At 59.9% G+C, this 24,134-nt stretch carries 27 protein-coding genes; 11 read left to right on the top strand and 16 right to left on the bottom strand.

Annotation, left to right across the window (positions count from 1 at the left end; translation table 11 throughout):
* Positions 1-86 precede the first annotated feature (86 nt).
* Positions 87-626 carry a hypothetical protein gene (locus BKG76_RS00330; RefSeq protein WP_070934937.1) on the bottom strand — a complete coding sequence of 180 codons (540 nt, stop codon included), beginning with the start codon at positions 624-626 and terminating at the stop codon, positions 87-89.
* A gap of 95 nt (positions 627-721) precedes the next feature.
* Positions 722-2,491 (bottom strand): outer membrane protein assembly factor BamB family protein, encoded by a 1,770-nt coding sequence (locus BKG76_RS00325; protein WP_131815775.1) that lies wholly within the window; start codon positions 2,489-2,491, stop codon positions 722-724.
* A gap of 922 nt (positions 2,492-3,413) precedes the next feature.
* On the opposite strand from BKG76_RS00325, the gene BKG76_RS25240 reads away from it, so the two are divergent.
* The 3 genes from BKG76_RS25240 (at position 3,414) to BKG76_RS24975 (ending at position 5,349) form a co-directional block, all read left to right on the top strand.
* Positions 3,414-3,944, top strand: a complete 531-nt coding sequence (locus BKG76_RS25240) for a DUF3558 domain-containing protein (protein WP_236737500.1) — start codon at positions 3,414-3,416, stop codon at positions 3,942-3,944.
* 254 nt (positions 3,945-4,198) lie between these two features.
* The gene (locus tag BKG76_RS24100; protein ID WP_083337856.1) at positions 4,199-4,633 is read left to right on the top strand and encodes an NUDIX hydrolase; all 435 of its coding nucleotides are present in this window, start codon (positions 4,199-4,201) and stop codon (positions 4,631-4,633) included.
* A gap of 224 nt (positions 4,634-4,857) precedes the next feature.
* Entirely contained in the window at positions 4,858-5,349 is a 492-nt protein-coding gene (locus BKG76_RS24975) for a hypothetical protein (protein ID WP_131815774.1), read from the top strand.
* Here BKG76_RS24975 and BKG76_RS25485 read toward each other — a convergent pair.
* Positions 5,336-5,884 carry a DUF6891 domain-containing protein gene (locus tag BKG76_RS25485; protein ID WP_407937631.1) on the bottom strand — a complete coding sequence of 183 codons (549 nt, stop codon included), beginning with the start codon at positions 5,882-5,884 and terminating at the stop codon, positions 5,336-5,338. The genes BKG76_RS24975 and BKG76_RS25485 overlap by 14 nt on opposite strands.
* A 238-nt stretch (positions 5,885-6,122) precedes the next feature.
* On the opposite strand from BKG76_RS25485, the gene BKG76_RS00315 reads away from it, so the two are divergent.
* Positions 6,123-6,824, top strand: coding sequence for a sensor domain-containing protein (locus tag BKG76_RS00315; RefSeq protein WP_070934933.1), 702 nt, complete (start codon positions 6,123-6,125; stop codon positions 6,822-6,824).
* A gap of 62 nt (positions 6,825-6,886) precedes the next feature.
* On the opposite strand, the gene BKG76_RS00310 is transcribed toward BKG76_RS00315, so the two are convergent.
* Together BKG76_RS00310 and BKG76_RS00305 are read right to left on the bottom strand one after the other, a co-directional pair.
* Positions 6,887-7,345: a nuclear transport factor 2 family protein gene (locus BKG76_RS00310; RefSeq protein ID WP_070934931.1), complete on the bottom strand. Its 459-nt coding sequence runs from the start codon at positions 7,343-7,345 to the stop codon at positions 6,887-6,889.
* A gap of 33 nt (positions 7,346-7,378) precedes the next feature.
* Positions 7,379-7,945: a hypothetical protein gene (locus BKG76_RS00305; RefSeq protein ID WP_330220029.1), complete on the bottom strand. Its 567-nt coding sequence runs from the start codon at positions 7,943-7,945 to the stop codon at positions 7,379-7,381.
* Positions 7,946-8,076: 131 nt separating this feature from the next.
* Between BKG76_RS00305 and BKG76_RS00300 the strand changes: the two genes are divergently transcribed.
* On the top strand, positions 8,077-8,739 hold the full coding sequence (locus tag BKG76_RS00300; RefSeq protein WP_236737498.1) for a hypothetical protein: 663 nt from the start codon (positions 8,077-8,079) through the stop codon (positions 8,737-8,739).
* A gap of 186 nt (positions 8,740-8,925) precedes the next feature.
* On the opposite strand, the gene BKG76_RS00295 is transcribed toward BKG76_RS00300, so the two are convergent.
* The 3 genes from BKG76_RS00295 to BKG76_RS00285 all read right to left on the bottom strand — a co-directional run bounded on the left by BKG76_RS00295 (position 8,926) and on the right by BKG76_RS00285 (position 10,523).
* Entirely contained in the window at positions 8,926-9,105 is a 180-nt protein-coding gene (locus BKG76_RS00295; RefSeq protein WP_070934925.1) for a hypothetical protein, read from the bottom strand.
* A 204-nt stretch (positions 9,106-9,309) separates the two neighbouring features.
* The gene (locus BKG76_RS00290) at positions 9,310-9,813 is read right to left on the bottom strand and encodes a hypothetical protein (protein WP_070934922.1); all 504 of its coding nucleotides are present in this window, start codon (positions 9,811-9,813) and stop codon (positions 9,310-9,312) included.
* A gap of 35 nt (positions 9,814-9,848) precedes the next feature.
* Entirely contained in the window at positions 9,849-10,523 is a 675-nt protein-coding gene (locus tag BKG76_RS00285) for a hypothetical protein (protein ID WP_070934920.1), read from the bottom strand.
* A 163-nt stretch (positions 10,524-10,686) separates the two neighbouring features.
* Between BKG76_RS00285 and BKG76_RS00280 the strand changes: the two genes are divergently transcribed.
* From BKG76_RS00280 to BKG76_RS24090, 6 genes are all read left to right on the top strand, one after another.
* Positions 10,687-11,031 (top strand): hypothetical protein, encoded by a 345-nt coding sequence (locus tag BKG76_RS00280; RefSeq protein WP_070934918.1) that lies wholly within the window; start codon positions 10,687-10,689, stop codon positions 11,029-11,031.
* Positions 11,032-11,576: 545 nt separating this feature from the next.
* On the top strand, positions 11,577-12,479 hold the full coding sequence (locus BKG76_RS00275; RefSeq protein ID WP_070934916.1) for a sensor domain-containing protein: 903 nt from the start codon (positions 11,577-11,579) through the stop codon (positions 12,477-12,479).
* Positions 12,480-12,536: 57 nt separating this feature from the next.
* Positions 12,537-12,878 (top strand): hypothetical protein, encoded by a 342-nt coding sequence (locus tag BKG76_RS00270; RefSeq protein WP_070934914.1) that lies wholly within the window; start codon positions 12,537-12,539, stop codon positions 12,876-12,878.
* 149 nt (positions 12,879-13,027) lie between these two features.
* Positions 13,028-13,168, top strand: a complete 141-nt coding sequence (locus tag BKG76_RS25065) for a hypothetical protein (protein WP_165611472.1) — start codon at positions 13,028-13,030, stop codon at positions 13,166-13,168.
* A 39-nt stretch (positions 13,169-13,207) separates the two neighbouring features.
* Positions 13,208-13,711 carry a DUF3558 family protein gene (locus BKG76_RS00265; RefSeq protein WP_330220028.1) on the top strand — a complete coding sequence of 168 codons (504 nt, stop codon included), beginning with the start codon at positions 13,208-13,210 and terminating at the stop codon, positions 13,709-13,711.
* 306 nt (positions 13,712-14,017) lie between these two features.
* The gene (locus BKG76_RS24090; protein ID WP_083337855.1) at positions 14,018-14,230 is read left to right on the top strand and encodes a hypothetical protein; all 213 of its coding nucleotides are present in this window, start codon (positions 14,018-14,020) and stop codon (positions 14,228-14,230) included.
* Between the two features lie 74 nt (positions 14,231-14,304).
* Here the strand turns inward: BKG76_RS24090 and BKG76_RS00260 are convergent, their stop codons facing one another.
* The 8 genes from BKG76_RS00260 to BKG76_RS00225 all read right to left on the bottom strand — a co-directional run bounded on the left by BKG76_RS00260 (position 14,305) and on the right by BKG76_RS00225 (position 23,779).
* Positions 14,305-15,477, bottom strand: coding sequence for a DEAD/DEAH box helicase (locus BKG76_RS00260; protein WP_165611471.1), 1,173 nt, complete (start codon positions 15,475-15,477; stop codon positions 14,305-14,307).
* The gene (locus tag BKG76_RS00255; RefSeq protein WP_070934908.1) at positions 15,414-17,447 is read right to left on the bottom strand and encodes a hypothetical protein; all 2,034 of its coding nucleotides are present in this window, start codon (positions 17,445-17,447) and stop codon (positions 15,414-15,416) included. Before BKG76_RS00255 ends, BKG76_RS00260 begins: the two co-directional genes overlap by 64 nt.
* Positions 17,448-17,572: 125 nt before the next feature.
* A complete protein-coding gene (locus BKG76_RS00250; RefSeq protein WP_131815772.1) occupies positions 17,573-18,286 on the bottom strand; it encodes a hypothetical protein in 714 nt (237 codons plus the stop codon).
* A 302-nt stretch (positions 18,287-18,588) separates the two neighbouring features.
* Positions 18,589-19,614, bottom strand: coding sequence for a hypothetical protein (locus tag BKG76_RS00245; protein WP_070934904.1), 1,026 nt, complete (start codon positions 19,612-19,614; stop codon positions 18,589-18,591).
* A 130-nt stretch (positions 19,615-19,744) separates the two neighbouring features.
* Positions 19,745-20,776 carry a hypothetical protein gene (locus tag BKG76_RS00240; protein ID WP_131815771.1) on the bottom strand — a complete coding sequence of 344 codons (1,032 nt, stop codon included), beginning with the start codon at positions 20,774-20,776 and terminating at the stop codon, positions 19,745-19,747.
* 35 nt (positions 20,777-20,811) lie between these two features.
* Positions 20,812-21,639 (bottom strand): hypothetical protein, encoded by an 828-nt coding sequence (locus tag BKG76_RS00235; RefSeq protein WP_131815770.1) that lies wholly within the window; start codon positions 21,637-21,639, stop codon positions 20,812-20,814.
* A gap of 221 nt (positions 21,640-21,860) precedes the next feature.
* Positions 21,861-22,772 (bottom strand): hypothetical protein, encoded by a 912-nt coding sequence (locus BKG76_RS00230; RefSeq protein WP_131815769.1) that lies wholly within the window; start codon positions 22,770-22,772, stop codon positions 21,861-21,863.
* A 119-nt stretch (positions 22,773-22,891) separates the two neighbouring features.
* The gene (locus BKG76_RS00225) at positions 22,892-23,779 is read right to left on the bottom strand and encodes a hypothetical protein (RefSeq protein WP_070934896.1); all 888 of its coding nucleotides are present in this window, start codon (positions 23,777-23,779) and stop codon (positions 22,892-22,894) included.
* Positions 23,780-24,134 lie beyond the last annotated feature (355 nt).

Genomic DNA, 24,134 nt, shown 5'->3' with positions numbered 1-24,134 from the left:
CCCACTACACGCATCATTTCGGTTTCCGCTCTCGACCCCTGAACGCCATCATCAGATCGCGCTCTGCCTCTTGACCGTGGCCTGGCCTAATCGTCCTCGCGCAAGGTGCCGCGATAGGTGCGTTCTGGCCGGCCCGCCTCGACCCACTCCTGAAAATCCTTCTGCGCATACGGATACAGACCAGCAATCTCTGATCCGGTCCGCCTAACCAACGCGACCTGCACCGATTCCATCGGCTTGAAGAGAGTGTCGCGGAATGGGAAGTCGACCACCGGGGTGTTGTCATCTTCACCACCACCGAACTTCGGCAAGGCCGCCCACGCGCCTTCGAACCCTCTCCGATATGTCTCACCGATGTAATAGACAAAGCGCATCGTGGTGTGAATATTTTTGGCGTCCCAGGCGTCCTGAAAGCAGTCATAGAACGACAAGATTTTGGCTTCGACCACACCCAAACTCCGCTGGGTGTACATCATCCCGGCCACCTCGGGGCAGTCCTCGAAGGGGAACTCAATAGCCATAACGGCGTCTTGCATGTCTAGCCAGGAGCGGAACTTTGTGTTCTGCTGCGCCCTACGGAACGCGTTAGTCAGCTGAATAGGAACGTAATCATGAATGGAACCCACTAGAAGTGCACCCCCCCAAAGTCGTTTAGTCACCGATAGATCGCCGGCGGCGCTTTCCCGCCCCATGGATCATTACCCGAGATCGTACGTACGATCTAGTGAACTGGCTCTGCATATCCGTTGATTTCGGGTGCTACGTGGTCACCGGCGACTTGGCAGGACGCGACGATGACACCGGGTGCGGGTTTGAGTTGCCAGATGTCGCCCAGATAGCTGCGGCACGGCCACGGTAATGCCGTTGGTTCGGCGTCGGGATGGTCCAGATCGATCATGTGCAGCGATGAGAGAGCGGACCGTTTTTCGATGATTAGCCGGTGCGGTAGCCAGGTTGCGTACATGCCGAGGGCGTAGTCGATCTTGCCGAGCCGCAGCGGTGTTGATTGGTGGGTCCGGTAGTTACGCAGCAACGCGGTCTGCCCCACACCGTCCAGCAACAGATGGCCGGCGTTGGCGTGGCCTAGTAGAGGGAACGTGCCGGCGACCTGATCGATGATGTTTCCCGAACGGTCCAGCACCCACGTCGTATCACTGGCTTTTGGGGTGTTACTGGTCGCTGAACCGCCGGAAGCTACGTACACCTCATGATCTATCGAAACATCCAGCCATTCACCATATTCTGATTCCCATGCGGTGTTCCCAGTGTGTGCATCCACGACGGTTGCCGGCCCTCCGCTGCACGATTGCACGAATTGGCCCACGGCGCCCGGCTTTAAGTTGCTGCAGTCGGAATGTCTACTCCACCGGTCTTTTCCGGTACGCGGATCCACCGAATATAAAGTCGTAGCACCGGTATCACCGACGTCCACGTCATATGTCGAAAACGCCAACGCATCCACCGATCCAGCCTCTTGCGTGAGGTCCCCGCGGTATTGACGCCGCCACAAAACTGTCCCCGTATCGCCGTCGAGGCCAAGGAGCGCCCCGACCATCGACACCACGACGACGCTGCCAGAGTGTTCGCGATCGAACCACACGACGTCGAGCGCGTTGAACGGCGAAGCCCACTTCACCGCCGATGCACCCAGACCGTCAGCACGCCACCGCAACGCCCCGGTAGGACCGTCATAGGCCATCACCCCATCCGGCGTGTACATCACGAAACCAGTGCCAGTCGAATACACATTTACCATGGTCCAGTTGTCGTGAACCTGTTGCGGTATCTGATATCGCAAGGTCCCAAAGGTCTCAGGTAATGCGGCCGGAGTCGCGGGCATCGCTATCAGACTCGGATACCAGACCTGCGTGCGATACGACTGGACTCGTTGATAAGCCACCGACGAAATCAGCGCGATAACCGCGAGGAAGGCCACTGCCGCCACCACAGGCTGCGCCTTTGCGACGACAAACGCTGTGGCCGAACCGAATACCAACGCCGCCACACCAGCAGCCAACGCCTCAGCCGACAGGATCGTGACCCCGGTGGTGTCAACGAAACGCACCACTCCACCATCACGGAACACACCGGACAATTTCGGAATCCAGAAGCAAGTCAACGCAACTATGACGACAACGGCCGCGCCCACCGGAATGGACCATTCTTTCCGACGGATAACCGGCCGCAAAACGATCACCAGTACCACCGCAGCCGCAGCAACTAATCCGACCACGCAGCTGGCCGTGATCGGCGCCGACACCATGTCCCCAGGGGCTCGCGTGGCGAGTGCCGTAATCGCCAAAGCACCGGCGGCTAGCGCGCACCCTGCCGCAATCCCGACAGCTAGACCCACCAGTGATCGACGAACCAAAGACCGCTCCCCGGGGGGCGTTTCGGCCGCGGCGACCGCCGGCGTATCCGTGTCCTCAACCGCTCCATCTTGTCGTGGCGACAGTTCAACCACCGGCTCAGATTGTTCCTCGTCAGTCACGTGGCGATCCCCCCTCCAGGCATGTTTGCCTGGTTCACTCCGCAAATCTAGGCGACACACTCGATCAAACTGAATGCTACTGCCACGGTGAAGTGTGGTTGCAGCAGTTGGTCGTCAACGAGTCCATACCAATGTCGTACGCAACGTCTTGGCGGAACTGGTCAGCGCCGCGCCCGCCAGGAAGCCCGGGTTACTGCTTGAAGCGTCTCCGTCAGCATTCGATATATACGTACTCGGTGGCCACGCCGCCCTCACCCTGATATGTGTTCACTGAAGCACGCATTACTGGTCGCTTCGTTATCGTCTTTGCGCCAGCAGCGATCATCTGCCCACTCAAGTACTTGATTCGCGGCTGAGCTGTCCACAGCCACAACGAAATTCCCCTCGGGTCTCGTTGAGCTAGGCGCGCCTTAATCACCCCATGTCGGAGCGCACCTGCTCCAGTACGTGGGCTTTGAAACGTTCGTCAGGAATGAAGTCCAGCATTTGTGGGCGACTGGCCACTTGCTTGGAGACCTCGTACGCGTTCAATACAGCCCCTCGTCAAGCCAGGTTCGGTTGAAGACCTCGCCAACACACCTCCCTGCAGCTGGGCTGCGCCTGGTCCGGGGACGGATGGGACGTGCAGCAGACCGTGCTCAATCGCCCTATAACTGACTACCTCAACCAGGACCTGTTCCCGGGATCCGCACAAATAACGATCGAGGGACTCAACGCGGTGCGATGGCGCGATGAAGTTGGCCCACAGCGCGTCTGCCATGTAGAGCTCCCCGCGCAAAAAGCCTCCGCGAGAACACCCGTTCGAGTACGGGATCCACAGGCGCAGAAGGTAATACCTGACGCCTGCACAAAAGCCATGAACATTGCGACCGATACCGCCAAGAAGCTACCCCAATAGAACCCCAACAGGGAGATGATTTTCATGGCCGGCGATGGACGGCAACGCAACGCGCGAAACCTCGGCGCCCACCATGCGGGTGTTCGCCTCATGCTGAATCGCATCACGATTACGACAGCCGCGGCCGCCATGATCGGATTCGCCGCCACCGGCAGTGCCGGATCAACGGGGGGTAGCGCGAAAACCAAGGCGTCGTCGACTCCCCCGCACACGTCAGAGACGGTCACCAATACCCTGCTCGAGCCGCACCCAGCCCCGACCGATAACAACAACGGGACAAGCTTCGATCCCTGCCTCGCGTACACCGCAGATGAGCTGAAGTCCTGGGGCGTCAAGGCAGGCTCAGTGAAAGATCTCGGCATCGGCGACACCATTCAGCGGGGCCGCAGATGGTCTGGAGAAGGCTGGGAGCTACAGCATCTCGTTGTCGATCGACCGCTCGACGACTACCTCAACCACAAGCTATTTGCGGGTTCGGAAGCGGTGGTGATCGAAGGACTCAAAAGCGGTCAAGTGGCGAGACGAAGCCGACACCCAGCGGGTGTGTCACGTTGAACTGCCCTCTCAGAATTCCGCCGTCGGAGTCCTTGTCGGCGTCAACAGCCCACAGGCGCAAAAGGCAATTCCCGACGCTGCGACAAGGCCTTGAGTATCGCCACCGATGTGGCGATAAAACTGCCCAGGTAGGGAAGGAAATCAGATGGTTCCATGGTGGATCCCAATCCTCACCGCAGGAATCGCCGCCGTTGCGTGCCCTGATAACTGGTGGACACACAATCACAGTCAGTTCAAGCCGAGGGCACACGCGTATGAGCTTTTCAGTTGGCGTCGCTGGGATTGTCATTAATGAGACAGACGTGTTGATCATTCAGCGCGCCGATAGTGGGACGTGGGAGTCGTCCGGTGGTGTGCTTGAGCACGGGGAGACCTTTGTCGAAGGTGTCCGTCGGGAGGTCCTGGAAGAAACAGGGGTCATCGTTGACGTGCACGAGCTAGCTGTCTGCTATCTGAACACGAGTAAACATGTTGTAGCGCTGGCATTTCGGTGCACGCCACAATCCGGAACTCCCCGCCCCGGTGCCGAGAGCCTGGCAGTGCAATGGGTGCCTGTTGCTGAAGCTGTTGCGCGGTTGAATCCGGTCTTCGCGATCCGGGTATCCGATGCGCTGCGACCATCGGGGCAGCCGGCGGTATGCCATCATGACGGCGTGACCTTGATCGATTGCCGCCCACAGGGACGGTAAGGAGACTCAACATGCCTGCGACAGCCAGTGTGACGCATCCAGTTCGGTGGTAGGAGTGGACCGAGATTGTGTCGACAGTCAGTTGTCGCGGCTTCCCGGGCTGTTGAGGTCGGCATTGCTCCCCACTGGGGGGCGCGAAGCAATACCGAGGAGCCGTATTCGCCGCGGATGCCGGATCCAGTGATCTGAAATGACCCGAATCGGAATGAGCGTTGGAAGGCAACATGACTGACGTGGCGAAGCGGTGGGCTCGAACAGCGCCCGCACTTTCAATCTGCGCGCTGACGCTGGTGATCGCAGCTGGATGCGGCAATGCCAAAGAGCATGAGCCTTCCACTGCCCCAAACGGTTCCAGCGGTGACTCGGTATTGGATGGAGGCTATACGTTGGTCGTGGACGGTTCTCAGAACCTGGTCAACGGTGTTCATCGGCCAAATGGCGTGCCGACCACAACGACGTGGGAAGTCGCCCCTTGCGGAGCCGGTTGTAGTCACGTGAAGTCGTCGATGGGATGGAGCACCGATCTCCACTTGATCGATGGCACTTGGCAGGGCACACGCACGCTTACTACGGATTGCTCGGGAACACCTGCGCCCGCTTCGGTGGAATACACCTTTGATTCGAAGACGCTCACTGGTAGAGCGGTCAACATCCTTCGCTGCGAAGGCCAATCCCCGATCGTCGTTGACGCTCCGGCAGCGCTCACCAAGAACTGACGACGTAGCCAGCCACACGCAAAGAGTGGGCAGATATTGCGCCACGGGCGGGTAGCGCAGCGTCACCGAAAGACCTAGCGCAACAACCGCAAAGCATATCTTGCGGAACCCTCGCCGCCGAAAGACTCCAGGCAGTCGGAGCAGAAGCACCACCTCGAAGGCGACGACTCCTGTCCCGGTCAAGACTTCCAATGACATGGGCGACTGTACGCAATCTCGACGATGACTCGAGAGCTGCGCCTGCATCGGCGACTCCACCGACGGACGCTGTGTGGCCAGCACTGCGTTCACGGCTGCGTTCGTCACCTATCTCCTCATCAGCACAGGTGCGGCAACACGTGAAGTTATGTCGAACCAGCACGTCTTGCGCGGCGATCGCATCGCACGCCGCCTCGAACTGCTCCCAGTCACCCGGGGCCGTTTCCTGGGCGAGGTGGTCTTGATAGCGCGACCATTGTCGCTCCACTGCCTCTCTCGCACGGTGCGCACTGATGCCGGCGGACTCGAGGATCGCGACACAACTATCCAGCCGCAAGGTAGCCAGGGCGAACTAGATACAACGCGGCCCCGTCAGGGTCAAGCTCGCCTTTGTCATCGGATGCGAGTGTCGCTAACCCTCGCGTCAGAGTTCCGTAGCGGAGAGCATCCGGAATCTCGTTGTTTTTCTGCGAGAATCTGTCGGCAGACACCCCTGAATTTTGGTATGGGGATCATCTGCAGCTAACGTCGACACGAATCGGCGGCCACCGGATGACTGGTCTAACATCTGCGTGATGATAAGAGCTTTGCAGGCCACTGTGGGGTTGTCTGTTGCGCTGCTTGTGGGGTGTTCAAACCCGGCAGAGGGGCATGCCGATAGAACCGCGCACACCGGCCCTGAACAAGCGCTGCCGAGTTCTTCGGAGCTGTCCCAGGCCCTCGATATGCAGATGCGTCCAGACGCCGCGGTCCGCGTCGGCGGCGCAGACCTCCTCAGAGACAGCTCACGCGCGGTTCCCCAGGGGTGTACGGGAGTAGCCCATTCCGGCGACCATCAGACCTACAAAGACGCTCACCTGGACGCAGTTACGCAGGGCTCGTGGATCACCTCAGGTGATGGCGACCCAACACACGCGATCATCACTGTGGCCGAATTCAGCTCTCCTCAAGACACCCACGCTTGGTATTTATCCACCGCTGCTGATTGGCAGCGATGCCAAGGCATTACGGTCACGGAGCGCACAAAAAGCTTCACCTTCGCCGACGGCATCGAGCGTGTCGAAGAGTCCGCGGGCAGTCTGAACGCTGAACTTCTGTTTTTGACCAAAGAGGGCTTGTCGACGCCGATGCCGCACAGCAGAGCCGTCACGGCTGTATCCCGCTACGCCGTCGATGTCGAGGTCCTGGGCCGCGCCCATCCGGGCGCCGACACATTGGGTGCTGCCGCCGAGGCGATCGCTCGTTTGGTCGCGGGCAAGATCACATCGGTATCCTGAAAGCCTGTTGTTGGTCCACAGCGGCCCGCTAGTGCCGCGCAGGTGAAGCACTGTCTTCGCCTCTACCGGAACCCAGTCGAGTGCGCTCCTACAATCCCGATGGCTTCGCTACCGCTGCAGTACTTCCAGCCTTCATTCTCTTTACGGAACACAATGCGGTGTTGGTCATACAGTTGGGTGGTGAGCCCGGGAGGATTGGCGAGGGTGGCTATCGCGACGTCGCCGTGCACCGATATGTCGTTAGAGTATGTCGTTAGAGCGTGGGGTGTCGGCAGATCAGCCGGGGAGCTGCTTTTGATCGAATCGATCCCATTCCAATGCTGGCGGGCACAGGTCAACGCGTTGTACACATCGATGTTGTGGTTCTGCACTGCCTGCGCGACCTCGCGGTAGATGTCATTGGGTTCATCGGCGAGCGCCTCTTCCGGAGCGGGGCCGCACGCACACAGAACGCAGACGCCAACCAACGCCAATACCGTTGCAGTACAGACATCCTGACGACGCAACAATCGACCGGGCACCCGGCGCGTTCCTTCACGAGACAAACACATGAGCTAGAACACCCCGCTCTTGGGAGCCCCGATAACGAATCCGTGAGCGACCGGCGGCCCCGTGCTGGCACCCACATACTGCTGCGCCTTGAGAACACAAACCAAGTCCGCTGACGCCGGCACCCCGCACATCAATGACTCCGTGGCCGAAGAGTTCCAGAACACGATCTTGTGACCCGGCGCGGGCACGATAGGCGTCGTGCCCGCGGGAGCGCCGAAGTACTCCTCGGCGGTCTTGGCCTCAAAAGTTGCCGGGCCAAGGGCTTGGCCGCAGGCCGTGGCTGACGTCACAACCTGTGTCCCCTCAGGCTGCCCCGGCAGCTCTCCTGCACAGGCCAACTGCTGCGAAATCTTGACGGTCCGTTCACTACATAACAGCCCGGTCTTCGTACTGAACCACAGCACGTGCGACCCACCGAGATCGTTGGGACTGGCGAACAGCGCGGCGCTGTCATCGATCAGCGAGTCGATATCCGGAATCGGCGGTACCGCCATCGCCTTCGACGGAGACCCGAGTTCAAGCAGCGCTAATGCAACCGCACCAACCAATCCCGTTGCGAGCGCTCTCACAACTGATCGCACCTTGCTATCCGCTGTGCCCATGCGAACCCCTACCGCCCTCTACCAAAGTCCCCGACGCGTCGCCCAACCCTCGCCATCCTCTCACATCGATTGGTTTGCTGTCTGCTTACACTATGCAGATGTGGATAAGACTCGCGCTTGCTCCATGGTGGATCCAATGGCTCGGGTACACGGCTCTAATCTTCGTCAGCGCGGGTGTCCCGGTGGCGGTCATCAATCGCAACAAACCAGGGCAATGGCTCGGCTGGTGGATCGGCATCGCCGTAGTCGCGCTCGTTGTCGGGTTGGTGTGTTCACTAGCCGCGCAATCCCGGGCACCGCAGCTGCGCCAACTCCTCGACGGCCTGACACCCGCCCAGTACCGGCAGGCAGCCAAGGCCGTCCTGTCCGGCCCCATACCGGCCGATCCCGCGATCCGTCGCGCAGCTGCACGCTTGGCCCAGAACGCAGTTGAACGTCAGCTCCGCGTCATGTCGCCAGCGCTTCGCAAGTCTCTCATCGGGTTCATGGCTCTTAATGTCCTCGTTCAGCTGAGCGTCTCAGCGTTCGGGACAACTATCAGCTTCTCCACAGTCAGCAATGCTGCTGTCTTCACGGGCATCGCAGTTTTCTGGTGGCTCTATCCCCCGCTACTCGAAGCCCGAGCTCAACTACTGGCAGCGCCCGTGCACGCACCGAACATCGGCATCGCTGCGCCACTGGCGCAGTGGTCGCATGCCGCCCCAGACGCAAGCCGCTATCAGGGCCAACCCGAAGACACTTACTCCCCACCACAGGTATGACGACGTAGTCGGCTGTTGGTCGAACCTCAACATAGATTCATCCCAGGCCTGCAACATGATTCCGAGACTGGTCAAGTAGATACCCGCGGCGACCCCGATGAGCAGGATTACCACGGTGACGACTGTCTTGATCACGATGGAACACGTTCTTTTGGTACGTCATAGGCAGCGCCTGCGTTTATCCCCTCAGCGCCGTTCACAGGAGCGGGTATTCGGGCGACCTAACTGCTTCGCGCATCCCTTGATAATCGCGGGTTCGTCCGGCGCGCCAACCTTCCGGACTTCCTCGGGGCTGAGCTTGGTGAGTGCCTCATGGAAGAGCAGGATCACGAAGACATCCTTGTCTTGATTGTAACTCGTTGCCATTAGGTAGGTTTGACCCGACTCAGGGCCCGGGATTCCGTAGTGACACGGTGGGGCTCTGTGTTGAGAGCGCGTTCCGGGAGCTACGAATGCCGCCAGAGTGGGTTCCCTCTGAGACAGCCGCCTCTGATTCTTGGCGCCTCTGAGTCGTAGAAACTGACCAGGCAGATCGCCTGACGTCTCTCGAATTTGCAAGGAGAGGCCGCGTCAGGGGGCAGTTGATCTGCGGCGCATTAGCGATACCAGCAGCGTGATCCACGCGGAGGCGCCGATGATCAAGGCAACCATCGAAGTCCAGTCGCTCAGGACATCGATGGTGCTGGTGAGGTAGCGCTGGCGTGCGGTCACGGAGTCGTCGGTGGTGGCTTTGCCTGTCATGGCGGCCAGGATCGACGGGAGGCTGCATTCGCTGATGGAGTCGGGGAAGGTAAGTCCGAAGACCAGCATCGAAACCCAGACACCGACCTGTGTTGCTGTTTGTACTTGGGTCAGGGCCTGTTGGCGGCGGTGGTAGTGGATGGTGCGCCAGGTGGTGATCCCCAGGGCAGTGAGCAAGATGATCGTGCCGAAGGTCGCTAGCCCGAACGCATACCAGCCCGCGGTGTCGAACCCGAAAAGATCGAATAGCAGCTTGCCGTAGCCGACCCAGATGATGCACAGCAGGTTCATCGGGATCATCAGCCGGTAGATGGCGGTGTTGGACCTATCCATTCGAGTTACGGTATTCAACTGGTTCTGCTGGTTGTTCAGTAGATCTGGGTTTGTGGCCATCCGGGTGTGGCGACGGAGCTTTCGGTCGTCACTCCTGGCGGCATTGGACACGGAATGGTGGGATCTACCACCACCAGCGGGTCCGATTCATATGAGGGGCGTCCGTAGCTGAAATAGGTCGCGTACCAGCCCCCGAACACCGAGAAACGCGGAGCACTTGCGATGCCTTGCTGTTGTGTCGGTGGCGGTGTGCCGGAGCGATGGTACTTCATCCTCTTTGGTGTTCCGCTGCGCTCAGGGTCCTTAGGGCCGATCAACCCCTTCGAGCACACCGTGGCGACAACCCAGTTATCAAGTTCGGACTCAATGCTCACGATCCAGCGGACGTGGAATCTGATGTTCCGGTCATAGGCCACCTCGCGCGTGCGGTTCGCGCGCACATAACCCGGGTAGGAGCCCGCGTCCTTATCGACATTGAAAGCGGCGACCGTTGCAGCCTCGGCGAACGCACGGATGAATGTTCCATCAGCGCTCATCAAATCGACCGCTGGGGTCGGCAGCCAACGATCCACATACTGAGCGCCGGCCGGTGCCTGATACTCAATCAGTGGAGTAGCAATGGGCTCCCCCGCGATAGGAGAGGCGAAGGTACATCCACCGGCAACCATCGCAACCGCGCCGACACTCAGTGCCCGGATGGCCCTATCCATCCGCCTACTGTATTCGTCTGAGACTCGATAACCCGTAGTCGGCCAGGAACCGAGGGCGATTGGGAGCGGTCGCAGCCACGCAGCGGGACCTGCATGGTTTACCTACGGAATTGCGTAGCTCCACTCATATCGCCCGGCGCAGGTTTGAGGCAGTCTTAACGCTGTGAGCGATGACTCCCTCCGCGAGAAGCAGGACAAGGCCGCCTTGCTGTCAATATTCGGGGCGCTGGCGATGATCGTCGCATATTCGATGTCGTTCAGTGTCCTAACAGATACCGACATGGCGTCCAAACTCGAAAACGGTGTTGTCCCAGCGGGAACCGACATCACCGGAACCCAGATGCGCGTCATCGGCAGCGTTATCGCGTCGATCCTGTCGGTCGTGTTGGCCACGGCGGGCAATATCGTGCATTCCAACGCCTTCACCAAGCTGGTCGCCGTGCTCGCCTACCTAGCCGTAGCCCTATTCACGATGATCACTCTGGTCACCGTGGGGCTGGCCTTCTGACCCCGCAACCAGACAGCGATGCGTCACCTAAGCCTCTCGGCCGGGCTAGGCTCCGAGTCCACTAGAGGTTGGGGAAATGGGAGTGGACCGAAGTGATCTCTGCCCAGCAGTTGTCGCAGCTGCCAGTTGCCTATCGGCTAAGCAGTTCCGCGGGCGTTGAATATCGCACGGTCGGTGCAGTCTCCAGTGGCATGAATCTCGCCGTGGTGTAACGACGGTCGGGTAAGCGTAAGTGTTGTGAAACAAGGAGATTGCAATGGGAGGCAGAGTGCCTGACGAAACAACAGTAGCGCGCGTGCCGGGCAGTAGCGCCATGTATTTATTCTGGAAGCTGATCTTGGCTGTCTGCGCTGCGAACACGTTGACACTGGCAGTGTTTTGGTTGGTATTACGACATATGGTCAATAACGATGGCGCCCAGTGGCATCCAGTACTTACCGCTGGAGCACTCGCGGCTGGGATCAGTGGCGCGGCGGGATGGACCGCTCTCACCTGGGGCGGTATCAGCCTGGCGGTTCTTGTGATTGGCCGTGTTCGCCGCAAGAATGACTTACGGGCCCCAGGCTCAAACAGTCACCGAATCGCAGATGGTTCTGATGATGTCCGCGGTTGACTCAGCACCGAACGCGAAAACGGGTTGGCGTGCAACCTTAGATGCTGTCCGGGATTTGATCATGCGCGCGTATGGGCCGTCAGCGGCAGGCATCCTCGTTATCACTCTAGCGCTATCCGGGTGCTCCACGACCACCAGTGGCGAGGCCTCCAGGGCAAGCCAACCGCCGGCGGCAGAAGCTCCATCACGGCCGATTGAACAGCTGTCCCCTACCGTCGACGAGCTGTCCCAGGCCCTGAACTCCACCATGAAGATCACTCTTCCTGTCCTCAGCTCCAACAGCATCAAAGTCCTGCCCGAGGGCGTCGGTGACGCATCCCCGGTCGAATGTGTGGGCGCTAAGAGATACGGCATGCGCCAGACCTACGCGCAAGCTCGTGTCCTGGCCGCTGCCACTGGGAGCTGGGAAACCAATACGCATACTGATCTCCACATCCGGCCGGACTATTCCGTGGACGTCGCAATAGTGGAGGTAGACACTGCAACCGCGGCGCAGACTTTGCTCCGAAAGTTTGTGTCCCAGTGGCAGAAATGTCAGACGACCCCGGTCGTTTCCCACAACGTAGGGACGGATGGAAACACGTTCACAGACCGAATCACCCAGGTCACGGACACGAACGGGACGCTTAGCGCCATCGATATGCAATCAGAAGTGAACAAATACGGCATCGAGACCGGCCCGACACCCATCCAGCGGACAGTGGCCACTGCCTCGCGTTACCTGATCGACGTACAAGTCGAGAACACAGGTTGGCTACCCGGCAACCCGATCAGCACCACTAACGCCGAGGCCGTTGCAAAGCTCATCACAGCCAAAATCGACTCCGTTACATAGCAAGTGGGATCTGAGACAGGTAGAACGACAAAGAGCCCCTTGACAGGAGCTTCAGCGATGAGCGACGGCACCAGCGATGAAGATCTCCGACGCATCGTCTTCGGCAAGCGCAAGTTACCGGCCGATGCGAAACTCGTCGACGAGTATGTCGACGTGGGGAACGGCCACCGCTGGCAGCTGATGACCTTCCCTGCCAAGTACAAGGACGCCTACGGCGAGGTACGGATGATCGGCTACCTGAAGGAAAGTGGGCATATCTCCTATGCCGTCAGGATCAACATAGAGGCCTTGGCTATCGCAACCGAGGAAGCTAGACGGATCCAGGCTGCGATCGGAGCAGCAACCAGCGATGCCGAACGTATGAATGGCGAAGCCGACCCGCGCGCCTCTTCGGACTAGGTACGACCATGGGAGACAAGCCCAGCGAAGCGGGCCGACCGTGAGAAGGGGTGGCGAAGGTGAGATAGTTCTGGCAACGGCAGGCCGACGAGCTGAATCGTCGTGCGCAGCTTAACGGGATTCTGGGCTCACTGCCCGCGCGCAGCCTGATGACCTACGACAACGCCGCCGGTGAGCTTTCCGCGACCTCCGATGCCACAATCGCGGTCGGGCAGTCCGAGCATCGTTCAGTACGCGAATGGCTTACGGATAACCTGTTCGACCAGTACCAAGCGGGCGTTGGTCACTGATGCACTGGTCCACATCGCTGCCCCTGACCGCCTGCGTGCTTGCGTTCACCGTCGCAGGCTGCACCGACACCACCACCGGGAGAATCGCGAAAATCGATTCACCAGCGAACGATCAAACCCACCTCAGCCTCAACATCGACGACGGTCACCAATACATTGCCGGGTCCGCATCCTGCTCCGACGGACAACAACAACGGGACGAGTTTTGATCCCTGCCTTGCGTATTCATCAGACGAACTGCGGGCATGGGGCGTGAAGCCGGGTTCGGTTGAAGATCTTGCCAATACGCCCTCGCTACAGCGCGGCTGTACCTGGTCTGGGGATGGGTGGGACATACAACAAACCGTGCTAAATCGCCCCGCAACCGACCACCTCAACCAAGATCTTTTTCCCGGATCCGAACTTGTAACCATTGAAGGCCTCAACGCGGCAAGATGGCGAGATGAAGTTGACCCGCAGCGTGTCTGCTACGTGGAGCTCCCTTCCCAAAAAGCATCGGTGGGAACCATCGTTGGCATACGGGATCCACAGGCGCAAAAGTAATTCCTGACGCCTGCGACAAGGCGATGAGCATCGCAACAGATACCGCCAAGAAGCTGCCCAAGTAGGGGCCCGAATGCGGGAACGCTGCTCGCCAGCCGAACGTTCACGATGGACTGCGCGGGAACACCTTCGCCCGCGTCGATGACCTACACACTGAACGCGGAAACACTGACGGGAGCGCATCCTTCGCTGTGAAGCGCAGTCCCCGATCGTCATCGACTCCCCGCCGCGCTGACCAAGAGCTAGCGAAGCGAAATGTCACCCACCACCCTGAGCGGTATCGTATAGGCAACAATTGGAGGTGGGATGTCGTCGAAGAGACACTCGCGGCGTGAGCGCTCGGACACAGCTGAGGAAGCCGGCGCAAGTAAGTACTCGGTCCTTCCTCCTCCGGTCGATCTATCAAAGACTGTTGCTTCCGTTGATGTGTCGTTGACCGAGGTGGAGCAGGGCGGCACCCCGGAATGGAACCAAGGCGCCGACCCGTACCTACGTATCGCCGGCTGGAAACGACCATGAGCGAGCATCCCGGACGCGCCCGGCGTACCGCCGCCAGCGGTTCATAGAGCAAAACAGCGCGACACGCAAGCCACCTAGTCGGCGGAGTCATATTGGGGCACAGCAAGTTCACACGCAAGGACACGGAAATTGCCGACCGTTGACCATCGCTTGCGGTCACCAATCACATAGAAACGATGTTTCGCGCGACTGACTGCCACATTGATCAGGTTGGGCTGTTCTCCCACCCATTCGCGGGCTCGTTTCTTGTCCGGATCGCCGCCGAGCACCAAGATCACCACGTCAGCTTCCTGACCTTGGACGGTGTGCACGGTGCCGCCGCCTATCTGCGGCCACCGGCCAAACGCATCTTCTTGGATGCGGTCAGCCACGAGCCGAAATGGGGTTACCACAAAGATGTCCGAAGGATTCACCTTGTGCTGCCCGGTCAATAGCTCAATGTGCGCAAGGAGTTCCGCGATCTCCTTGTCCTGCACCTTTGTTCCCGACTGTGGGTCTGGAACATCGATCCAGCTGCTAGCAGGCAGCCCCGCGTACTTGCAGCTATCCGGCTCTCGCACACAGCTGTTGGCGTTTTCCATGATGCGGCCGTAGGCGATGCGATTGCAGATGGAGAACATGGGGTCTTCGCAACGCCGGTGCACTAGCAGAGGAGCCGCTACCCACAACTCATCATCGGTGTGCTCACCGATATGGGTTCCCCAACAGCCGGTCCGGTCGGCCACTTGCTGCACTGAGGTCCGCGACGGCATCCACGTCGAAGCCACCCCAAACGCCTGAGCCAGAACCTGTTCAGCGGCCATCGGCATCGTAACGATCGGCTGCAGCTGACGCGGATCACCGACGCTCAGCACGCGCCGCGACCGCCAGATCGCCCCGACAGCTTCCTGCGGTTTGACCTGGCCTGCTTCATCAATAAGCAACCAGCCCAACGATTCTGGTTCCAATCTAGAGAACATTGCCCCACGCGAGGCGAATGATGCGAATGTCGTTGACACCACCGGGACCGCCAGAAACAACAGCTGCCAGGCCGCCAAGACCGCATCCGCCGTCAGCCGATGCGGGGCTTTGCCCCACACCACGTCCACCGCAGCATTCAGCTTCACCGTCACCTTCGTGGCCCGCTCGAAAAACACCAGATGCAGGTCCATCGCTGCCAGAAATAGCTCTGAGCGGGCAGCATTCAAATCTTCATCAAGCCACGGCGCACTCGGCGCCGTGGGCTTCCACTCGACGCTGCCCGGCACCCCGGGATACCCCGGCAGCACGGTATCGCTGGCCATCGCGGCCCGCAGCTCGGCCAGCTCGGTATACAGCGGCAGCCCCTCTTCATGTTTTGTGCGCGCGTCTCCAGGGCCTGACAGTGAATTGGGTACAGACGGATGTCCTCACCGCTGTACCACTGCGCCGCGTACACCGCGTCGTCGCGCTGCCCCCGCAGCTGTTCATCGCTCTCGGCCCACCCCGCCCTTGTACGCCACCACGTCTTCAGACCGCGCCACCACCGCGGCTTATCAAGCCCATGTTCAGCGATTTCCGCTTCCAGTGCCGCCGCGTGCTCGGTGGCGTTCTTGGCATATCCCCGGCAAGTTGTCCGCTGCTCGGCCAGTTTCCCGGCTTGGGCATAGAGGTCATCGATCACGGCCCGCTTAGCATCGAGGTCCTCTCGTAGTGCATGGTGGGCCTCGATACGCCGTTGCGCAGCCAACCGGGGCTCTCGCAGCTGCTCCACAACCCGTAGCGCGGCATGAAACGTCTCTATCGCCTCCGCCCAGGTGGTGGTTCGCTCAGCGGCGTTGCTCAGCGCCATCCGAAGCGGGATCGCAGGCCGGTCGGCGGGATTGGCGGTACCCAACCAGAACGCCCTGACGAAGGTGTCGCGGTTGGCCCGCTTGCCCAGTCGGGCCGAGATCATCCCCCAGGCACCGCTGTGTTCATCAAGACAGGGATCAGCGGCCCGCAAGACATCGTTGGCTGTCGCCTTGAAGTAGCCAGCACGTTCACGCCATCGTGCGTCGAGTTGCTTCTTCGCGGGAAGTTCGTTGGAAATGTTCTCCACCGCACCGTTATTCGATGACGCGACAACCATTTCGAAGCCAGTCAGCTCAGGCAGTATCTGAGGTATCGCACGCTCGTAGCCCTGCTCCGTTTTCCAGGTCGCCAGCAAGTCCCCGAATGCCCGATCTGGATGCGGTAGGCGCGCCAACTGAACCGCACGCTCGACGACATTGGCGGCTACGATTTCGCGCAGCAGAGTGCTCTTGCCTGTCCCAGGCGGGCCGTTGACACCCATTAACCCAGACATCGGGCCCAGAGTCGCAAGCGCCTCGTCGGCGGCGAATTGTTGACTCAAAGCCAGCGACTGTGCCGGGTTCGACGGCCATCTGCCAAGCGGCATGCGATCTACACCCGTACGCGCCACCATCTCGTCGATCGCCGCGGGATCATTGAAGATATCGCGGCGCTCCTCGAGCCTGATGTGATCGTCGGGGGTCAGGTACTGCAGCAGTGCACGCCCAGCCTCGCCGCGGGCGATCGCGGTGCGCACAGCTTGCAGTTCGCGCAGATATGAGCTGTTCAGGAAGTCGAACTTGGGTCTCTCGTTGGGGTCGGCGCGCTCCTTGACGCGTGCTCTCTTGACCCGAATCTCACCGGTGGCGACCGCAGGGCCTGCTCCGGCCACGAACTGGTGCACCAGCTGTGTGATCTGCTCAATCACCTGACAACTCAACGCAGGTCGCTTGCCCTGGGGGTCAGCGCGGCGAACGGCGGCGGCCAGTGCATCTGCGAAGTCCCGGTTCACATCGCCAAATCCGTCCAACAGGGCCGCGAGGGCCCTCGGTTGTGGTGGCGGATTGACCGTGATCTTGCCCAGCGCCCAGGCTGCCGAAGACAGCTCGGCCACGTCCTCGACTAGATGGCCATTGTGATCGACCAGGTATGCCGCGCACGCCGTCTGCCCGCTACGTGTGGATGCAAACACCTCTTCATCTTCATTGGCCAAGAACACCTCGTTGAGGTGCTCGTAGATCTTGTCGGTCTTGTACACCCCTACGTAGATCGTGTACTCCCATTGCATTCCCTCGGCCAGGGGGCGTGGTCGCGACCAGGGAAGCTGGCCGCCTGGCCGCCACGCCGCCACGTCGGCACCGACGTCCGGAACGTTCTGTGGGCTAAACAGCTCGAATGCCCACCAAAACCGCAGCAACGGATCCATCTCCGCAATCTATCGGCGCCAGCTGACACGCACACCCCACCAATCGACCCCGCTGTTCGTCGTGCGGCCGGGCGCGAGATCAGATTCTCGGTGAATGTGCATCAACGATTGCGGTGGGTGTCCGATCAGCTCTGCTTATAGAGGCTGATGGCTTTCTCGGTCACCGCACGTGCGGCGGCGCAGCTCCCGTCAACCCTGGGGGCGTCCACGGAAACAACGGTGACCCATTGCTCAGGAACTGGGTCATCAAGTCCGCTACCGGGCTGATCATCCCCTACGTATGCCGTGTATTCGCAGCTGAATTCATCCTCGCTCACTTTCACCTGCACACCATCGATCTTGACCAGTCCTGGCTTTACAAGCTTGGGCTGCGGCGCTCCGTTCAGGGGCGTGTATTCCAGCCGGATATTCCATATGCCTCGCCGCTGCGCGTTGCCGCGGCTCTGAAAGACACATTCGAAGGGCATACCCCAGTTCCCGATCACCATTGGCCGGTCACCCAGTGCCTCAATGGGTTCGCACGGATCCAGTGCGGCCAAGTTGTCGACGGGCACTGTGCGCGAATCTTTGCGCTGAGGTCCAGGCCGAGTCCGTGTGACAGCCTGGTTAGCGAGTTCTTGCGCGATCGGGCACACCGCCGATACCTCGTCTGCACTACTAATCTTTGCCAGGGTGACCACGATGTAGATCAGATCGGGCATCCCGTTCGGATACGTGAATTTGTTATCTACCTTGTATGTGCAGCTACTGGAATCCCTTCGTTCACCGAGTTGAGTGCGAAGGTCTGCAGAGCGACTGCCGATATCGATTGCTTTGATTCCGTTGGCTTTGTCGGGCACCTCGTACTTGATGTAGCAGTTGTCTGCATTCCATCCACCTCCAACGTGCAGAACCTTGCCGTACCGTGACAGCTGTTCCCTATCCACAAGCCCGCACGGGTCGATTGCCCGCTGCTCGTCGTAGTGCGCAAGCGCAGCCTGCGCATCAGCCGGCAGACCGTCACGGTACTTTCCGGGCGCTCTCGTGGTGGGGGTGGCCGCCGATGTGGCGGAGCTGATACCAGAGTGGGAACCGTCACTGTTTTGGCAGCCCGTGAGGACTAATGCCAAGGCCAAGGCCGCTGTGCTCCAACGCAATCGCATCAGGAAGCCTCCTGGTAGACCCGTACTGCTTCTTCGACTGCGCGAAGCAACTTGGGGCATCCGATCTCTGTCTCCTGGCCGCTGGCCGCTACTACATCGACCCATTGGGGCAACATACTCATGGCGTCGCGGCCGGTTATCGGGTTATCCAGGCCCACGTAGGACTCGATGGTGCACATGGCCTTGCCTCGACTTGGCCCGTCTCGGCGCAGGCGGTCCTCGAAATGGGTTAGTACGCCGCGAAGATGGGTGTACTCCTCGCCCCGTGTCGCAGGATGCGGGGTCGAGTCGAGTTCATGTACTTGATAGGCCACGACGGTCTCATCCTCATCTGAACCATCGCCCTTGAGTTTGGCATCACACACATACTCGCTTTGAGGGCGCACGATCCGAAAACTCTTGCCTTCGGCCCATACGTCAAGGAACTGGCACGGATCGAGGCGGGCAATCTTGCTCTGCGGCATGTGCGTCGAATCTGCCCGCTGTTTCGGGCTGCGAATCAGATCACGTGAGGCGTCCACAACCGATCGCAGTTCGCTACATCCATCCCTGGTTTGACCCGTGATCTGGATCCGATACGTGATGAGATCTTGGAGATAACCTGAAGGGACCAGTATCTGGCATTCCCCCTGCCCAGGCTGTGTGCGCTCACCTTGATTGTCGTAGTCCACATCGCGGGCACCGACGACCACGTCCCATACGAAGCCCGGTAGCTCTTCCATAACTCCCACATCATGCTTGGGCACTTCGTACGTTATGCGGCATGTGTCGGGCTCGAATCTGGCTCCCACATAGTTCATCTGACCAAGCGTGGCCGCGGCGTCGAGGTTGACCAGCGAGCACGGATCAACAGCACGCAGTTGAGCACCCCAATCCCGCTTCGTGAGAGTGTCTTTGTCCACCCGTTCGCGGTATGAAGACGGATGAGAGTTCGACGCGCCTTCACGCATCGCCACACCACCGGTGGACTGGGTGCATCCGGTGAGCATCAGTAGCAGGATTGCCGCACAAGCCGCGACTCTCATATATTCGCACCCTTTGATTCAGTGTCTGCAGCGAATTGATTCTCGGGCGGAACGACGATGTGCACACCCGCGCTGAAATCGAATTGCCGCACAAGGAATTCACCGGTAGCCGGAAGCGGGCGCCGCCTCATCACTTCGCCTCTTGGTATCGGCGAACCGCTTCATCAGTGAGTGCCCGCAGTGAACTGCAATCCGGTTTGGCGTCTGCGCCTCGAACAGACAGGGTGCCAACCCACTGCTTGGTGCGGCTCATGGGGTCTGCCCCCGCCTGCGGATCATCGAAATCAACGTACGCGTTGAATGTGCACTGAAGTCCAGGCCCGCTACCGCTCGTGGAGAGCTCGGTCTTGACACCGCGAACATTGAAAACTTCCTCATAGGGATTGTCCGGACGTGGCATCGTCTTGTACTCCGAATAATCGGACCAAATGCTCACCTCAGCGGTGCCCGCCGCGCCGTCCTGGATCTGATACAAACACCCGAAAGGCTCCTGCAGTTGGGTCAACTGAGCCATCCGATCCTTGCCCAGGGCATCCAGCGGCGCACACGGATCTACCGTCATCAGCTTGGAATGCGGGAGGTACTTGGACTCGGCGCGAAGGGTGGGATGTTGGCGTTGGCCGGCTGACGCATCGGCAACGCGCTGCATGTCGTCGCATCCGTCGCGCGGATCTTCGACATCCAGATCAGTACCGCTCATTGACACGAAGTACTGCACTGTTTCTGGGGTGCCGGAGACCGGGTCGATGTAGCCGGACGTCCTGGACACGCTGCAACTACCGCCGTTGGACATCACGAAGTCGCCGCGGCCTTTTCTATCAATGAGCCTGCCGCCGAACTTGATATGCGAAACCTTGCCAGGCACGAGTTTTTTCAAGGTTTCGCGCTCCTGGCCGGGGAGCTCGGGCACGTCGTATTCAATGCTGCACGATCTGGCTTGCGTGTCTGTACCGATGTACTTGATGGGCCCGAGAGTCGCAGCAGCATCAAGGTTGATCGTCGAGCAGGGGTCGATCTTGCGTACTTCGTCATTGCGTTTCAGCTGCGTCTGGATGGCAGAATCCAGAGAATCACGGTAAGAGGCTACCGGCACCGGCCGCTCATTACCCTTGACCGCCTGACCCGATATTGTTTCAACACAACCGGATAGCAGAAGAAGCACCGCAGCGCCGGCCGCGAACCCACACGGTCGAATCTTCATTTGGCCTCCTTATACAGACGCACAACTTCTGTTGCTGCCTCCACGGCCTTCGGGCAGCTCGCGTTTTCGTCTTCGGCGTTCACCATCACTTTGGGAATCCATGGCTTCTGGCTCAGCGGATCCGAACCAGAAATCGGACGATCCAAGTCGAGGTAGGCAATCAGCATGCAGTCACCGCCGCTCGCACTGATTGTGGCCTGAGCCCCGAGTAGGTCCAGATATTTATTGACAGATGAACGCCCGCTCTTGGCTGGCTCGATGCTTCGACGTGCCGCATCGGCTTCCTCGAATAACAAGGTGATCGATCGTTTGGTGCCGCCTTCGGGCTTGAACGCGCAACTAAACGGATAGATCGGCGTTGAGATTTCAACTTTCGGTTGGCCGCTGAGTGCATCGATCACCGCGCAAGGATCGACGTTCATTAGCTTGCTCTGAGGAAGCCGGCGCGAGTCCGCGCGCAGCGTCGGGTGCGCGGCAAATGGCCGCGAGGCATTGACCAACGGTTCCAGATCCTGACACCGCGGAGTTGGGTCCTGTGCACCGATCGCGTTACCGCTGACGCTGAGCGAATAGGAGATCATCTCTTTGCCCTCTGCGTCTTCGTAGCCGGTGAAAAGTCTTTTGAAGCACATGCTGCCGACGTGGTCGACCGCCTCGGTTCCGCCGGTGACCGAGTACCGCTGGCCGCTCTGCAACAGGCGCGGCAGTCCCGGGACATCCGACAGTCCCTCGTCGGGGTAAGTCGCCGGCTGCTGGGGCACCTGATACTCGATCTCACAGTTGATGGGTTTGGCAGCGGTACCAACGGATGTGATGGTCGCCAATCGACCCGCAGCGTCAAGGTCGATCAGGGAGCACGGATCCACCTTCTGTAGTTCTCGGGCTCGATCCAGCTGCTTGCGCAGTTCAGCGCTCAGCTTGTCCCGGTACGACGACCGCGGCGACGTGCTCGATTCAGTGGCCCGAACCGCATCGCCAGAAACGGACTCGACGCAGCCACTCACCAGTGCGCTGATGGCGCAAACTGCCAGCAGTGGAATCGCTTTCATTGAGAGCTCCGATATTGCCGAATAAGTTGTTCGGTCATCTTTTGGCCCTCCGTGCAGTCGCGACCACGAGGTGTTGTGCGCACGAAAATCGTGCTCACATACTGACGTAAATCCGTGCCCGCGTGAGATCCCTTGATGGGTACGTCATTTCCCGCGAAGATGAAGAATGCGCATTCCGGAGACTTGTCCGAGCCTGTCCGTGTCCGGACCTGGACACCGTCGATGTAGCTCAATACACCGCCATAGGTGGCGTTCTCATCAGGGCCGATGAGCTTGGGCTGCGGCGCCTCGCGCAGCTGGGTGTAGTCGAGTTTGATGTACCGCTGGTCTTCTGGATTCGAGCTCCCGCGGTCCCGAATGGTGCACACGAATGGGTTGCTCATGTTCACCACGTCCACGGGCCGGTCACCCAACACCTCGATAGGCCCACACGGATCGACGTCAACGATCTTGTCGGCGGGCAAATACTTCGAATCCGCGTATTGTGGAGGAGATTTCAGTTTGGGCCGCATCGCAAAAGCCAGTTTCTCGGCTACCGGACACAGTGCACTGGCTTGAGATTTCGACACATCGGGCCCCTGGTTCACTGAGACGCTCGCGAATTCTTTTTCCCCGCCGGGATACACGTAGCCGGTCTCGACCGTGTAGTCGCAACCATCAGAGCGCGAGACAGCGCCCTGCGTGGCCTTCGCGTCGATGAACCGCTTCCCCAACGTGATCGCGTAGACGCCCTTCTGATCACGCGGATGATCGAAGGATATGGCGCAACTCCCCGGCCCGTTACCGTCAACCCCGAAGTAGTCGACCTTACCCAGCGCCGAGATATCGGCATCATCGACAAGCCCACACGGATCGGTGGCGCGCAGCTCGTCGAATCGCGCGAGTGTCTCTTCCACGTTTTGGGGCAACCGATCACGGTAGGCAGCAGCGGCTGCCGTTGAATTCAGTTTACGAATCGGACCATCTGCGCCGCTGCAACCCGAAACTACAAGCAACCCGGCTGCCGCGACTGCCATCAACCGGTTCATCACGAAGCCTCCTGGTACTGGCGCACTGCTTCTGTCGCCACCAAAACCACGCTCTTACAGCCAGGTTCAGGTCTCCCAGTTACTTTGATCAGGTCGACCCACTGAGGCAAGACGCTTGTGTCGTCGCGACCCACCGCTGGGTTATCCAGGCCCACATAGGATTCCACCGTACATAGATATCTGCGCTCCTCGACAGTCGACTGCACCCCCCGGATCTTGGTGTACTTGGGATCCAGATCGGCAGGGTGCGGTGTCTGCGCCAACTTCGAGTACCAGAAGGAGATATCGAAACGGGACTCGTTCGAATAGTCCTCGGCATTCCGATAGTCGCACTCATACGGGCTTTCCGCGGAAATGACTTCGACCTGTTTTCCCGACGTCACCACATCGAGTGCATCGCATGGGTCAAGACGCGCAAGTTTCGTCTGGGGGAGTTTCCGGGAGACGCTTCGTTCGCCCGGACGCGAAATCAACGACCGGGAGGCGTCGACGACCGGACCCAGTTCCTCGCATCCAGAGCGCGGCGAGCCAGCACTCCCGAAACCGCCGCTCATGACCAGTGAATACCCGAGCAGTTCAGCACCGAATCTGCGCTGCTGGCCCGTGGCAACCCATCCGTGGCACATTCCGTCGTCAGGAGTAAGCCTGGCACCGCTACCGTCGTCCTGCGCCCGAGTGCCCACAGTCATCGACTGCGGCAGCCCGGGTACGTTGTCCTCGCCTGAGCCACTCTTCTTCGGGACATCGAACTCGATCAAGCAATCCCTCAGGTTGTTGTCAGTGCCAACATATTTGATCCTGCCAACCCGCGCCGCGGCGTTCAGGTCGACCAATGTGCAGGGATCAATCTTGCGCAGGTTCGCCGAGTAATCCAGGGCCCTTCGCACCTCCGGACTGACCCGTTCTCGATACGAGGGATACGCACTCGTAGACCCTGGCCCCGAAGACTGTGGGGTGTCTCCTGCCCTAATCGCGTGACCGCCCGAGCTGTCATGCGAACAACTCGCCACCAACAGCGCCACACACAGCACGGCAACCATTCGCAACCGATTCACATCGACCCCATCAATCCCGCGGTGACGGGTTGCAGGTTGCGGATCCCACGCCCTGAGCTTTTCGTAACCTGACCATCGACAGCCCCTGTACTGCCGCTTGCCGCCAGCATCGCTGCGGCTCGCACCCCGAAAGATCGCTCCCCACGGTTCCCCCATTCGTCGATCAAATGGGATCCTATCGCCCTGA

Source organism: Mycobacteroides franklinii, assembly GCF_001853795.1.
In the GTDB taxonomy this organism is placed as follows: Bacteria; Actinomycetota; Actinomycetes; order Mycobacteriales; family Mycobacteriaceae; genus Mycobacterium; species Mycobacterium franklinii.
This window is presented reverse-complemented; position numbering and strand designations above follow the sequence as displayed.